General features: G+C 50.2%; 13 protein-coding genes. 5 read left to right on the forward strand and 8 right to left on the reverse strand.

Features of this window, described 5'->3' with window-relative positions; all coding sequences use genetic code 11:
• Window positions 1–114: 114 nt before the first annotated feature.
• The gene (locus HP555_RS06180; RefSeq protein ID WP_199264304.1) at window positions 115–933 is read left to right on the forward strand and encodes a hypothetical protein; all 819 of its coding nucleotides are present in this window, start codon (window positions 115–117) and stop codon (window positions 931–933) included.
• Window positions 934–964: 31 nt separating this feature from the next.
• Here the strand turns inward: HP555_RS06180 and HP555_RS06185 are convergent, their stop codons facing one another.
• The 5 genes from HP555_RS06185 to glgX form a co-directional block, all read right to left on the reverse strand.
• Window positions 965–1,408 carry an NUDIX domain-containing protein gene (locus tag HP555_RS06185; protein WP_199264305.1) on the reverse strand — a complete coding sequence of 148 codons (444 nt, stop codon included), beginning with the start codon at window positions 1,406–1,408 and terminating at the stop codon, window positions 965–967.
• A gap of 17 nt (window positions 1,409–1,425) precedes the next feature.
• Window positions 1,426–2,004 carry a 5' nucleotidase, NT5C type gene (locus HP555_RS06190; RefSeq protein ID WP_199264306.1) on the reverse strand — a complete coding sequence of 193 codons (579 nt, stop codon included), beginning with the start codon at window positions 2,002–2,004 and terminating at the stop codon, window positions 1,426–1,428.
• 14 nt (window positions 2,005–2,018) lie between these two features.
• Entirely contained in the window at window positions 2,019–2,870 is an 852-nt protein-coding gene (locus HP555_RS06195; RefSeq protein ID WP_199264307.1) for a DNA-binding protein, read from the reverse strand.
• 119 nt (window positions 2,871–2,989) lie between these two features.
• The gene (locus HP555_RS06200; protein ID WP_199264308.1) at window positions 2,990–3,523 is read right to left on the reverse strand and encodes a GDSL-type esterase/lipase family protein; all 534 of its coding nucleotides are present in this window, start codon (window positions 3,521–3,523) and stop codon (window positions 2,990–2,992) included.
• Window positions 3,520–5,625, reverse strand: coding sequence for a glycogen debranching protein GlgX (glgX, locus tag HP555_RS06205; RefSeq protein WP_199264309.1), 2,106 nt, complete (start codon window positions 5,623–5,625; stop codon window positions 3,520–3,522). Before glgX ends, HP555_RS06200 begins: the two co-directional genes overlap by 4 nt.
• 95 nt (window positions 5,626–5,720) lie before the next feature.
• Between glgX and HP555_RS06210 the strand changes: the two genes are divergently transcribed.
• The gene (locus HP555_RS06210; RefSeq protein ID WP_199264310.1) at window positions 5,721–6,656 is read left to right on the forward strand and encodes an Lcl C-terminal domain-containing protein; all 936 of its coding nucleotides are present in this window, start codon (window positions 5,721–5,723) and stop codon (window positions 6,654–6,656) included.
• Between the two features lie 93 nt (window positions 6,657–6,749).
• Entirely contained in the window at window positions 6,750–7,121 is a 372-nt protein-coding gene (locus tag HP555_RS06215) for a response regulator (RefSeq protein WP_199264311.1), read from the forward strand.
• A gap of 74 nt (window positions 7,122–7,195) precedes the next feature.
• On the opposite strand, the gene HP555_RS06220 is transcribed toward HP555_RS06215, so the two are convergent.
• On the reverse strand, window positions 7,196–8,440 hold the full coding sequence (locus HP555_RS06220; protein WP_199264312.1) for a D-alanyl-D-alanine carboxypeptidase family protein: 1,245 nt from the start codon (window positions 8,438–8,440) through the stop codon (window positions 7,196–7,198).
• A gap of 180 nt (window positions 8,441–8,620) precedes the next feature.
• On the opposite strand from HP555_RS06220, the gene HP555_RS06225 reads away from it, so the two are divergent.
• Together HP555_RS06225 and HP555_RS06230 are read left to right on the forward strand one after the other, a co-directional pair.
• Window positions 8,621–10,402 carry an AMP-binding protein gene (locus HP555_RS06225; RefSeq protein ID WP_199264313.1) on the forward strand — a complete coding sequence of 594 codons (1,782 nt, stop codon included), beginning with the start codon at window positions 8,621–8,623 and terminating at the stop codon, window positions 10,400–10,402.
• A gap of 32 nt (window positions 10,403–10,434) precedes the next feature.
• Window positions 10,435–11,709 carry an OmpP1/FadL family transporter gene (locus tag HP555_RS06230; protein WP_199264314.1) on the forward strand — a complete coding sequence of 425 codons (1,275 nt, stop codon included), beginning with the start codon at window positions 10,435–10,437 and terminating at the stop codon, window positions 11,707–11,709.
• A 220-nt stretch (window positions 11,710–11,929) separates the two neighbouring features.
• Here the strand turns inward: HP555_RS06230 and HP555_RS06235 are convergent, their stop codons facing one another.
• Both HP555_RS06235 and HP555_RS06240 read right to left on the reverse strand, forming a co-directional pair.
• Window positions 11,930–13,012 carry an IS5 family transposase gene (locus HP555_RS06235; protein WP_199262595.1) on the reverse strand — a complete coding sequence of 361 codons (1,083 nt, stop codon included), beginning with the start codon at window positions 13,010–13,012 and terminating at the stop codon, window positions 11,930–11,932.
• An 81-nt stretch (window positions 13,013–13,093) separates the two neighbouring features.
• The gene (locus HP555_RS06240) at window positions 13,094–13,726 is read right to left on the reverse strand and encodes a site-2 protease family protein (RefSeq protein WP_199264315.1); all 633 of its coding nucleotides are present in this window, start codon (window positions 13,724–13,726) and stop codon (window positions 13,094–13,096) included.
• Window positions 13,727–13,731: the final 5 nt, after the last annotated feature.

Raw genomic sequence — 13,731 nt, forward strand, 5'->3', positions numbered from 1 at the left:
AGTTCTTTTGAAAAAAATCGGTGATGGCTGTACTCCCTGACTGCTGCTCTATGGCTCCGTAGGTGCGGGGCTGTTGACCTATGCGGTGTTGAAATTTTTCCTGTCCGGTTAAGTATGATGGCAACCATCAATCAAAATCGTCAGCTACAGGATCCGATTGTCTCAATACGGGCACGAATTGCGGAAAAACGCATTTTTGAGGCCCGATTTCTCTTTCGTCAGTTTGGAGACGTGATTGCACCACAGCAAAAACAGAAGCTGGCCGATGAACTGGCAGCCGTACTGACAGAAGCGGAACAGCTGTTGCAGCGTGCCCGGGCCCATGTTGCAGGTGGTGAACGTGCCCAGGCTGAGCAACTGTATCAAGAGATAGAAAAGGTGGTCATCGATATGCCCGGGGTTGCCGATGAGGCACGGGCATTGGCCGGAGCAGCGGTACTGACGTTGAAAATGAGGGCATCGGCTCCACTTGTCCCGGATCCGGAACAGCAGTTCAGCATCGATCCGGAACCCCGGATTAGCAATCAGAACCATATAAGATTCAGAAAACCGCAGTCAAAAACACGAGCTGCACGATGGCTGGTGGTCTGCCTGGTAGCCGGTGCAGGTCTTTTAACAGCCTCTTTGCTCGTACTTTGGTACAAAAACGTTACAGATGCTGATTTTTCAATCCCTTTTCTGAGCCGGCCATCTGAAAAGATTCAGATCAGGCCGATTATAACGGCAGACCATCCTGCGATGGAACAGGCAGCTCCGGATACGGTTGTCTCCGGAACGAATGGACGGGATGATTCAGAAATGCAGGCAGCTGTTACTTTGTCTCCTTCGTCTGCAGACACACCGGTCTCGGCACCGGCTGGAAAGGTCCGGGTGCACCCTCTTTCCACCCTGGAGGTGGGTACCCTGCAGGTGGAGCAATCAACAGGGCAATGATGTATTGTGCCGTCAATGCCTGTCGGTTTTTTTACAGGACAGGTCGTTTGCCGGTTTGTTTAAAAACATAGTAGTCCTGTAAGATACGGGTATGATCAAAGACCAGCGGCGGCAGGTTTTCCCGGCGAAAGACTGCAGCGTGTTGCGCGTCATCTGCGGCTTCCGGTTTGCCGCTGGCTGTGGCAATGTACACGGTTGAAGCTGTGTGTTGGCGTGGGTCACGATTCGGGGCGGAATAGGTATGGAGTTGTGTTGTCAGGGTTACAGACAATCCGGTTTCTTCGGCAGCCTCTCGGCGGGCAGCCTCTTCAAACGACTCGCCGTAATCAACGAACCCACCAGGCAGGGCCCATCCGTATGGTGGGTTTTTTCGTTCGATCAAAACAATACCATCTTCAACTTCTATAATGATATCGACGGTCGGGGCAGGATTTCTAAAGGTTTGAACCTGGGACCCGCAGGTTGGGCAGAGCATTGACGGCCTCCATTGTTTCATAGGCACAGGGTGCGGATATCTGTCCAGCTGTGGACAACGGGCAATCCCTGGCGGTTGTGATTCCAAGGCTGAGCAAAAACTATGGAATGAACACCGGTTTGACGTAACTGCAGGCAGGTTTCAACGCGATCGTCGATAAAGGCGGTAAGCCCGAGGCTTTTGATGTGCCTGGCCTTATCGTCGTGGTCACCCATGGCCACCACGTGCAGAGCCTGTGCAATCTGAGCAGGGAACATCTGCTTGAGCCAGTAATGTACCGGCTCAGCTTCGGATCGGGCTGTAATGATCGTCACCGGTGTATGGTCTGCCATCTCTGTCAGCACCTCCACTGCACCGGGCATCGGAAGAAGACCGGTGCCCACGGAATCGTGGAGGATTCGGAGAAAGATCTCTTCAGCAATACCTGCATCCATATCAAGACACTGTTCCACGCTAAACTCGGTGATGTGTTCCCGTTTTATACCGCAATAGTCGTACTGTTCGCAGGCGATACGGATAAAAGCTTCGATTGTATCTGCAATAACCCCATCGAAATCAAATCCGATTTCTGCAGGATGGATTTTACCGGTCTGCATGGGAGCGGGGGCTCTCACTGTTCGATTTTGGCATCCTCAACAATGACCTCGTATTTGTAGCCGGCTCCAAAATCCCGATTAAAGGCGAGTGTTCCGGCAATGGTGACCACCTTGCCCTCTTCCACATCTGCAGTGGTGGTGACCACCAGGTCATGATGATTCTTTTTGGCATCACCGGTTCCATCCTGCAGGTGGAGCCAGTTTTTCCCCATGATCATTCGTGAGATCTTCATGATTTTTCCGCGGACATGAACGGTCTTACCATCCAGATCTTTACCTTGTTGAAAACATTCAGCCACAGAATAACTGTCCGGACCGACTGCTTTGTCGATACTGAGATCAGCAGAGGGAACGATTGCACCGGCACTGCCGGTTGATTGCCCCATGGTGTCGATGGCGCCGGCATGTTCTTTGGTGCTGCTCATCTCTGTTCGCAGTGCCGACTCAAAACTGTTTTCCTGCTTACCGGTTTTTGATGTATCAGAGGCTACATTTTGGGCATTGCCATGTTTTTTATCTAATCCCGGGGAGAAGATAATTGTCTCAAACGTGCGGTTCAGCGTGTTCGAGGTGAAATTGTGCATAGGAATACCCGGCATACAGGCAATTGACTCGCCGGTTGTTACCGAAGTTTCAGGAACAGCAACCCATGTTTTTCCCTCTTTGGTATCCAGGTATACGTATGTGTAGCCATTGCTGTTCATGGTTTCAAGAACTGTCCCCAGAAGGACGGTCTCTCCAGATTTCACCTGCGCGGTCTCCGGATCTGGTCCAGCTGTTTTTGTCTCCTTGGCCAGGACAAGTGAGGGAAAGGCCAGCAGAAAGACAAGGGCGGCATGCAGTAAGGTTGTACGGATATTGGTCATGGGGTACTCCTCTTTGAAAAGAAAGATAGCATTGTCAGTCCTGAGCAGGCACAGTATCCTGCAGTATCTTTTCGATCAGGCTGAATCGAACCTATACATTAGAGACGTCGGAAACACTGTCAACCCCTGTCGGGAAACAGTTGATCAAGGCATAGAGCGATGGACCGGCCCCAGACCTGATAACCTCTGGTACTGAGATGGACCTGGTCGGCCAGGAATCCGGGATGAGTGATGGGCAGGCATTGTTCATGAAACGGCTGTACTAAATCGAGGAAGGTGCACTCATTTATGGAATCGGCTACTTGGTGCAGTTCCCGGTTGATCTGTTCGATTTCATGGGAAGGTACAGCCGGCATGGGCATCAGAGAACAGAGAATCAGCGGTACTTCCGGATAGAAAAGGCGCATTCGCTGCATCATAGTGGAAAAAATTGCCGGCACGAACATGTAGCCCATCAGAAGGTTGTTGGTTCCGGACTGAACCAGGACTGCATCAGGATCGGGACAGTCTTCCATCTCATCGACCAGACGTGCGGCCAGTTCTTCCGTCATTTCACCGGCAAGGCCCCGATTGATCACGAACACATCGGGCAGGTGCTTGGGCCAGTTACCCCACTCCACCAGGGAGTCTCCGAGCATGAGCAGTTTAATCATATTGTTTTCCCTCTGATTGATTGTGATTGCAGAACAATGCAACCCATGGCCGGCACTGATACGGTCTGATTGTACTCTACAGTATCGGCGAGTTGCAGGTCAACGAAGTCGTGTGGAGACGGACGACTGGTATCGATGATCTGCTTCCATATTCGATTGCGGGTGGCAGCAGGAACGATGAACCGGGCTGACTCGTTGGGGCTGCCGTTGAGCATGACAAAAAAATCGTCATCTGTTTGTTCCAGTACCGCTCCATTGAGAAGATAGGCCAGCGTTCTGCACTCATGCGACCAGTCCTGTTTGCCGGGATACAGGCTTTGCCAGCGTATCTCCAGAGAACAGCTGTCTTCTTCGATGCCGGTGTTCCCTGACTGGAAAAAGGTGTCACGTCGGAAAACATGGTGGTTTTTCCGGAGTTTGATCAGCTTTTGGAAGAATCGGAGCTGCCCTTGTCTTTTTTTCAGCAATGACCAGTCCAGCCAACTGATTTCATTGTCCTGGCACCAGGCGTTGTTGTTGCCCATTTGACTGCGTCCGAACTCATCACCGGCAACCAGCATCGGGACCCCCTGGGAAAGGAAAAGGATGGTGGTCATGGTACGAAGACGCCTGGCACGAAGGCGGAGTATATGGGGGTTTCTGGTGGAGCCTTCTATACCGCTGTTCCAGCTGAGGTTGTTGTTGTCACCGTCCCGATTGTTTTCACCATTCAGCAGGTTGTGTTTCACATTGTAACTCACCAGATCGGTCAGGGTGAAACCGTCATGACTGGTAATAAAATTGATTGAATTACACGGGCGGTGATTATGACGCTGATAGAGATCTGAACTGCCGGCAATTCGTGTGGCCAGGGCAGGGACCATCCCTAAGCGACCGCACATGAACGCACGGACATCGTCGCGGAAGCGGCCGTTCCACTCCGCCCAGCGATGGTGCGGTGAAAAATGACCCACTTGATACAGGCCCGCGGCATCCCATGCCTCGGCAATGATTTTGGTATGGGCGAGAACAGGATCTTCGGCAATTCTTTCCACCACCGGCGGGTTGGTAAGAACGTTGCCGTTGCCGTCGCGGCCGAGGATTGAGGCGAGATCGAAGCGGAAACCATCGACATGCATCTCAATAACCCACCAGCGCAGGGCGTCCATGATAAGGCTGCGAACAATCGGGTGGTTGCAGTTACAGGTATTGCCACACCCGGAATAATTCAGGTAGTTTCTTTTGTCTGCGTCGAGCAGATAATAGATGGTGTTGTCGATACCGCGGAAACTGGAAGTTGGTCCATCGGCTCCACCTTCGGCAGTATGGTTGAAGACGATGTCAAGAATAACCTCGATACCGGCACTGTGTAGAGCTTTGACCATATCACGAAATTCATTGAGCGGAGCGTGAAGGTCGCTGCTGTATGACGATTTAGGGGCAAAAAATGAGAGTGGGCTGTAACCCCAGAAATTCTTCAACCGTTTTTTGGTTTCCGGATTAATAAACGTCGTTTCATTCTCATCGAATTCCGTAACCGGCATCAGTTCAACAGCTGTGATACCCAGTTGCTGAAGATAAGGGATCTTTTCGATAATCCCCTTATAGGTACCGGGATGACGGACTTTTGCTGTGGGGTGAAAGGTAAAACCACGAACATGCAGTTCATAGATGATGGTATCTTGCAGAGGGATATTGAGTGGTTTATCACCTTCCCAGTCGTAGCTGTGTGTATCAAGAAGGCAACAGGGTTCATAACCGAGAAAATTTCTCGGCCCACCCCAGTTTGCAGAGAGAATTTCTTTGGCATACGGATCGAGTAAAATATGTTGTGAGTCATAGAGATGACCGGTGATACCAGGTTCATAGGGGCCGGATATCCGATAGCCGTAATGGAGATCCTCCGGTACTCCACTGAGCATGATGTGCCAGATATCTCCGGTTTTGTGTACTTGCGGGTCAAGGGGAATCTCTATATAGTCGTCTCGATGGTGAGGAAAGTTGAGAACTAAGCTGACAGAGTGGGCATGCCGGGAAAAAAGGGCGAAGTTTATACCCAGGGGTAAGATGGTGCTCCCCAGGGGCAAAGGAACACCCGTCTGTGTGCGAATGGAGTTTTTCATATTGCAATGAGAATGGTTATCATTATAGTAAAGGGCAACTGGAGAGATAGTACTCGGTTCTCATTATTTTTGGAACTCTTGCGATGGAGGATTCTATGGGACTGTTCAGTAAGCTGATTGATGGGAATAGACCGGAGATCGATTGGGAGATGACGCCGGACTATACGTTTGGAACCTATGAGAGCTGGGGAGGCGTGGAACGGGTTCGCAGTAAAAATGAGCGGGTGTACTATTTTTTCATTGACGATTGGGGAGATGAACCGAAGCTTTGCCTTATGGAACGGGGGATAAAACATGCCCGTATTGTGGCGGAAATACTTGCCCCAAAAGATATGTTGCAACAGTGCATCAGCGAGCAGGGTAAAGTGGCACTGTTTGAACGTACTCATCCCATTAATGAACAAATCAAACAGTGGTTGATTACCAACGTCATAGAGGGAGATGACGGTTCTACGATTGTGCCGTTGAATGTCAGTACAGATCGTGGTGTCGGTTCAACTGGATTACCCACCAGGGATGATCCGGTGGTTGTTGACAAGTACGTTGATCTCCCCGACAAAATGGAAGAGATGAGTGAAGAGGACGTAGCTGCTCTTGTCTTACAATACAATTTTGCCGATCAGGAGCGTAATCCCGGTGGTCAGTTTGTCAACACCCTGGTTGACAACGAAGACGGTTTGACTGTCACCGATAAAAGCACCGGGCTAATGTGGCAGCGAGGCGGGATTGACATAATGAGTCATCGTTCCATCCGCAAGGAGATTGAAAAACTCAATGCCTCGCAATTTGCCGGTTATTCTGATTGGCGACTACCAACCATGGCTGAAGCTCTTTCGCTACTTGAACAGGAGAAAAGCGAACAGGACCAGCATATACATCGGTGTTTTTCCATTGAACAACCCTTTATTTTTGTTGATGCAGTCAGAAAACCCGGCGGGCATTGGTTTGTTGATTTTAAACAGGGGCGAGCCTACTGGTCGTCAGGAACAATTCCCGGTGGTTTTGGCCGACTTTGCAGGTCGATAAAATAAACTTTGCAAAGAAAAAGCTGTTGATTCACAGGGAAGCAGTGAGTAGGATAAATAGACGAAAAATATTTGAACCAGCCAAGGAGTGCCTGTCTGTTGAAAAGGATATTAGTTGTTGATGACGAATCACAGATACGAACCATGCTGACCCAGATGCTCGAATTAGAGGGGTACACGGTGCATACTGCCGAAGATGGCGCAGAGGGACTTTCCCTGGTGGGACGCTATGCTTTTGATTTGGTCGTTACCGATATGATTATGCCGGTGAAAGATGGCTTGAAGTTCATTATGGAACTTGTGCGTGATTATCCTGATCTGAAAATCCTGGCTATTTCAGGAGGCGGGGCCATCAAGGCAGAACGTTATCTGACCATGGCTGGTTATCTTGGTGATATTGCAACACTGGAGAAGCCGTTCAGGCGGGATGCTTTTCTTGCATTGGTTCGAAAGCAGTTAGGGATCGAATAGGAAAGTAATTTTACAGGAACCATAAAAAAGGCCGGCATTATTGCCGGCTTTTTTTATGGTACAGCTGCTGCTCATCAGTTAACGCTTGCAGCCGTTCTTGTCGTGTTGACTGTTTCAACTTTGGCCAGCCGGCCATCTTTTGCTGTTTGGAAACCATAGTTCACCAGTTTTTCCAGGTCCGCCCACATGGATTCGCTCCCCATCAAGGCGACCACAATGGTACGGTTGTCTCGGGTAAACTGACCGACATAGGTCTGGCGGGCGGCAAGAGTGTACCCTGTCTTTCCCCCATCCGTTCCATCAAGACGCCACAGGGCTTTATTGTGGTTGCGCAGAACCTTTCCATAGGTGGTTGAGATGGATTTCTCATGCATTCTGCGAGCAAAATCCTCATCCTGCATTGCATAGCGAAACAGATTGGCAAGGTCACGAGCTGTTGACTGCTGCCCGTTGGCAGTGAGACCCGAAGCGGTCCGACAAACTGTATGGCGGGCTCCCCACATCCTTGCTGTAATCGTCATGAGATTGGCAAAGTTTTCTTCACTGCCGCTTATTTTTTCGGCAAGGGCTACGCTGGCATCGTTAGCCGAGGCAAGTAAAACTGCGTTGATCAGGTCATTGGCCTGGTAGTCCCTGTTGGGATCCAAAAAAATTTTCGAGCTGGGCATGGCAGCCGCCTTGTTGCTGACGTTGATGGTGTCATCGGGTTGCAGCGATTTAAGGGCAATCATGGCCGTTACTATTTTGATGGTGGAGGCAGGCTGCCGAGGGTTATCAGGGGCTTTTGCGAAGATCTCGCCACCGGTATCAGCGTCGAGGATAATGGCACTTTTCGAACTGATCTGTTCACCTATTTCAGTGAAGCTTTTGTGAGCAAACGTTTGCGGCTTCGAGGGAGTCGAAGAGGGAGCGGTTTTTTTATTGCGTGCAGTTTTGTTGGCGTGAGAGGTTGTGGAAGCTGATTTTGCTGACTTTTGGGTTTGTACTCGTTTTGCAGGAACACGGGACGATAATTTTTTGGCAGTGTTTTTACCTGTCCCTGCAGCGTGCTTTTTGGTTGTCTGTTGACCTGTTTTTCCAGCGGCTGTTTTTATTGCGGGTTGTTTAACCGCAATTTGCGAAACCTTGTTCGTTTTGGCCGGGAGCTTGGTTGGAGCTGGTGATTTTTTTTTGTTTGCAGTTGCGGTGGCCAGCGTGGTTGCCGGTTTCCCGTTTTTTTGCTGTGCTGTGGATAACGCAGCCAGACCATCCGGAACAAGCGGGCAGATATAGAGCAGGTTTAAAAAAAAGAGTGACAACAGAAGAGGGGACCATCGCATAGTGAACATAACCTGTGAAGAAAAATAGAAGTGAATCGAATCATATGCCTAATAATATTTCTTTTTCCATGCTGTCAAGCGAATTGACCGTTTTCTTTGAAAGTGTCTCAGGCTTATGGTAAACAGGCGCCATATTTTATGATTGGATAAAACGAAGTGAAAGAAAAGGCGGTGAACGGGATGGAAACACTACCAGATGCCAGAGAAAGCAGCAGCGATGCATGCGAGGACAGCAGTCAGGATCAGGTCAACGCCGTACATTTGCCCGTGATTCAGGAAAATGCAACTACGATCAACGATTTAATCGATATCAGCTGTCGAAAGTATCGTCAACTTCCTGCCATCGGCATGGCGTTGGAAGAGGCGTTGACCTATAAGGAGTTTCATGAGCGGATTCTTTCCATCGCAGCGTATTTACGGCATTTAGGCGTCAAGCAGGGAGACAGGGTTGCCTTGCTTGGCGAAAATTCTCATCATTGGGGAACCGTGTACCTGGCTGTTGTCCGTTTAGGGGCCTGTGCCGTCCCTATCTTTCCGGACCTGCCGGAGGGAGATGTTCATCACATTTTAGGGCAAATGGGGTGCAATATTATTTTTGTGACCCAGAGACAGATTGAGAAGATTTATGATCTGAAGCAGCAGTTACAACACGTTATAACCTTTGACGATTATCATGATAACACCGGGTTGATCACGACCCAAACCTTCAGTGATTTTCTGGCCGAGGCGCTGGCGGAATTCGGTGAGCAGGCCCGTGACGAAACTCTGGAATTTCCCGGCGTCAAAACCGATGACCTGGCCACCATACTGTACACTTCGGGTACTTCCGGCTTTTCTAAAGCAGTGATGCTCAGTCATGGCAACCTGTGTGCCAACGCTTATTCCGCTGCTGGTGTCATTCAAATCGCACCGGGCTGGGTTTTTCTCTCGGTGCTGCCCATCTCGCATATCTATGAGTTTACAGTCGGTCTCCTACTGCCGTTGTTGAAGGGGTGCCGGGTTGTTTATGCCGGCAAGCCGCCGACTCCGGCGATTTTGCAGAAAATCTGCGAGAAAGAACAACCTCATGCCATGCTGATTGTTCCATTGATCATTGAAAAGATATTTAAAAAACGAGTGGCACCAGCACTGGAAAAGAGCAAAATGCTTAGTTTTCTTTGTAAATTCAGTATGAGTCGCAAGATGGTCTACCGTAAAATCGGTGCCAGGCTCTATGCTTTTTTTGGCAATCGGCTTCAGGTGATGGGAATCGGTGGTGCTGCCCTGAATCCCGATGTGGAAACCTTTATCCGTGATGCCGAATTTCCGTTTATCGTCGGTTATGGCCTGACTGAAACATCCCCTTTGCTGGCGGGGGGGCCCCATGGTGATCAGACGATCGCACATGGTTCTGCCGGAAAGCCGGTGCCGCATGTTGAAATTCGCATTGCTGATCCCCATCCTGAAACCGGAGTCGGTGAAATTCTGGCACGCGGGCGAAACATTATGCAGGGGTATTACAACGACCCCGACGCCACCGAAGCTACCTTTACCGGGGATGGATGGCTTAGGACCGGCGATCTCGGCTTAATTGACGGTAAAGGAAATCTCCATATCAAAGGGCGGTCCAAATCAGTTATTGTTCTCTCCAACGGTGAGAATGTCTATCCTGAAGCGATCGAGCACAAGATCGATGCCTTCCCTTTTGTCCTTGAATCGCTGGTGATCGAGAGCTGCGGTAAGCTGGAAGCCTGGGTTTACCCGGATTATGAATTCATCGACAGCAGGACCATGGGACAAAATCAGACTCAACGCCAGCAGTTCATCACAGAGTTGCTTGAGGAGATGCGGACCAGCATCAACACACAGCTTTCCAACTCTTCACGGCTGTCACGGATTCTTGAGCGACGCGAACCGTTTATCAAAACAGCAACGCATAAAATTAAACGTTATCTGTATTCAACCGGCAACATGCAAGCGTAAGCGCTTTTTTTAAAACATCAGGAGAGGGGAAAATGAAAAAAGTTTTTTTGGCAATTGGAGTGGTGTTGCTGGCAGCACAGGGAGATGTCTGGGCGTCTGCATACCGTATTCCTGAACAGTCGGTAAACTCCACTGCACGTTCCGGAGCTTATACCGCATATACCCCCGGAGCTGACGCCACGTACTTCAACCCAGCGAACATGTCGTGGCTTGACAATAAGACCCAGATCGAGGTGAATGGTACCTGGATTCATCTGACGTCGATTTCGTATACAGATGCGCGCAGCGCAACTTTAAGTGGTGATTCGGAGTCGGAAAACTTTTTTATGCCCACACTGTTTGCAGTTTCTCCGGATTTCAATAATTTTAGATTCGGTTTTTCGGTCACGACGCCGGCTGGACTGTCCAAACAGTGGCAAGATCCGTATCCGCGGACCTTTGCGGAAGAGTTTACTCTTAAGGTGTTTGAGTTTAACCCCACGGTTTCGTATAAGTTGAATGATCTTTTTTCAGTGGGGGGCGGGGTTCGTGCCGTGTATGTTGACGGCAAGGTGAAGAGCCGGGGCATTGTTCAGCAACCCAATGTAACTGCTCATAGAGACATGGATGGAGATACGTGGGAGGCCGGTTATAATCTGGCACTGACCGTACGGCCAACCGAGAAAATGAATTTGAGCCTTACGTATCGTTCGAAAGTTGATTTAGGCGTTGAGGGGCATGCAGACTTGGCCACGAATTTGAACAGACTGCCGATTCCACCATTTTCACCCATCCCCTCCACCTATATCGGTGACACCGGTGTTGAGATTCCGTTGCCCGCAGTGTTATCGGCCGCTGTTGCGTACACGTTTTTTGATCAACTGACTGTGGAGTTCCAGTATGACCGGACGTACTGGTCTGACTATAAAGATCTTGATTTCACCTACCCTGTGTCACTGCTCAACCCCGTGTTGACAGGGGCTTTTGACGATCCGGTTGTCAAAAACTGGCAGGATACCGACTCCTGGCGTTTGAGCCTGGTCTATGATTTAAAAAACGATTGGGTTTTGATGGCGGGTTTTGGCATCGATAAAAACCCGATGCCAAGCAGTACAGTGGGTTTTGAATTGCCCGATTCTGATGCCCTCGTCTACTCTGCCGGTGTGCGGTACACGATTAATCAGGCTATGGAAGTCGGGGCAGCCTACCTGTATGATTACAAGAAGTCACGCAGCGTGAACAATATTGCTGAGGACGGCCGGCTGAACGGTACCTTGAAAGATGCCTCGGCCGGACTGCTGACTGTTGGATTTACGTACAAATTTTAATAAACACGTTCTTTTGCTGCTGTTTTGAAGGCCCGGAGTTTTCCGGGCCTTTTTTTATCCTAGCAGGCTGTTGAAAAACAGGAAAATACGAGACAAGGGTTGTTTGTTTGCCCTTCGATAGCTCTTTGACAGTGAGCCCTTGGCCGTTTGTTTGTCATGATGTGTTGCCGGTTTTCATCTTCCGAGGCGCTTCAAGCCGCTCTGATGAGGATTTCCCCTCTTATCCAGAGGTAACTACCCCCAGATTACGCATTCGGACCATGTTGTAGGCTGCCGCAGAGAGCGTGAACAGCCAGTCTATCTTTTCCACGCCTTTGTATCTGGCTTTGCGTAACCAGGCGACGGTCTTCATCCAGCCAAATATCTCTTCCACCCGTTTGCGTTTTTTCCGGCTCACAGCATAACCTGCATGACGGGTGGTCCGGCCATCGATGGCGGAGCCTTTGACTTTCTGCGCTACATGTGGAGTAACGGTCAGGATGCGCAGGTCATCGACGAACTCCTTGCAGTCATACCCTTTGTCCGCGCCGATGGTGACTCGATGTGTGCCCGGAATATCCGAAGCCATGGAAAGGGCGGCCTCGCGCTCCGCCGTCCCGGTTGCCTGGGTCAGGCGGGTATCGACGACCAAACCGTTCCGATTTTCCATCAGCACATGCCCCATGAAGCAGAGCCTGGCCTCCTTGCCTTTTCCTTTTCTGAACAGCCGGGATTCTGGATCGGTGACCGATGCGTGCGTGTCATTGCGACGCTTTTTCCCGTGGAAATCCACTGCCGGATTGCGGTTGCCGCCGGTAGAGACCGGAGGCTCCTCATCTTTGGGCCGAAAGCTCTTCAGCGATGCCCACGTTTCGATCAGTGTGCCGTCAACGGTGAAATGGTCGTCAGACAAGAGTCCGGCTGCCTCGGCTTGGGAACAGATGGATCGCAAGAACATCACCGCAAGATCACTGTGCAGAATGCGCTCCCTGTTTTTGGAATAGACGGAGTGATCCCAAATTGCTTCATCCATGGACAGGCCGACAAACCAGCGAAAAAGAAGATTGTAATCAAGCTGTTCCACCAACATCCGCTCGCTCCGGATCGAATAAAGGATTTGCAGCAGCAGGGAGCGAAGCAGTTGCTCGGGCGGAATCGATGGTCGTCCTGTTCGTGAGTAGAGTTCCCGAAACACAGGGGAGAGTTCTTTCAGCGCCTTGTCAGCCATGATTCGGATAGGACGTAGGGGATGCGTTTGGGGAACCCGGGATTCGGGGGAGAGATAGCTGAACAATTTCTGTTGCTGAATGTCAGGACCGCGCATATTTCCACCTGTTTGTCAGTTATTCCAATTGGTTGGATAATACACGGTATTGTTTTACATGTCCCGTTGTTTATGAGTTTTTCAACAGCCTGCTAGAAGGAGAGAGTGAGAGAAACGGATGATCGGCATGATCACCGCACTGATGATACCGGTATAAAAGAGGGCAAGCAGAATGAAAAAGCCAAAGGGTTCAAGACGTGCATAACTCCGTGCGGTTTGAGGAGGCAACAGGCCCATGAGTACTTTGGAGCCGTCAAGGGGCGGGATGGGAATACAGTTGAAGACCGCCAGCATGATATTGATCCAGACACTGGCGACCAGCATGCCAACCAGCGGTTGCAGGAAAAAAAGCGGCAGGATTTGAAACGTAACCAGAAAGTGGGCCAGAGCTGCGCTGGCAATGGCCAGAATCACGTTTGATCCCGGACCTGCCAGGGCAACGAGTAACATGTCTTTTTGGGGTTGTCTGAAATAACGTGGATCAATCGGGACGGGTTTGGCCCAGCCTATTTTCATGATGATAAAGGCCAGCACCCCCAATGGATCGAGGTGTTTGAGCGGATTCAGGCTCAGACGACCGGCATTCTTGGCAGTTGGATCACCCAGGCGCCAGGCAACGTAGCCATGCGCATACTCATGCACGGTTAAGGCGAACAGGAGTGGCGGTATTTGAATGATCAACTGTTGCATTAAGGCGTATATATCAACATTCATGAGTG

This window comes from Desulfobulbus oligotrophicus (assembly GCF_016446285.1).
Taxonomy (GTDB): Bacteria; Desulfobacterota; Desulfobulbia; order Desulfobulbales; family Desulfobulbaceae; genus Desulfobulbus; species Desulfobulbus oligotrophicus.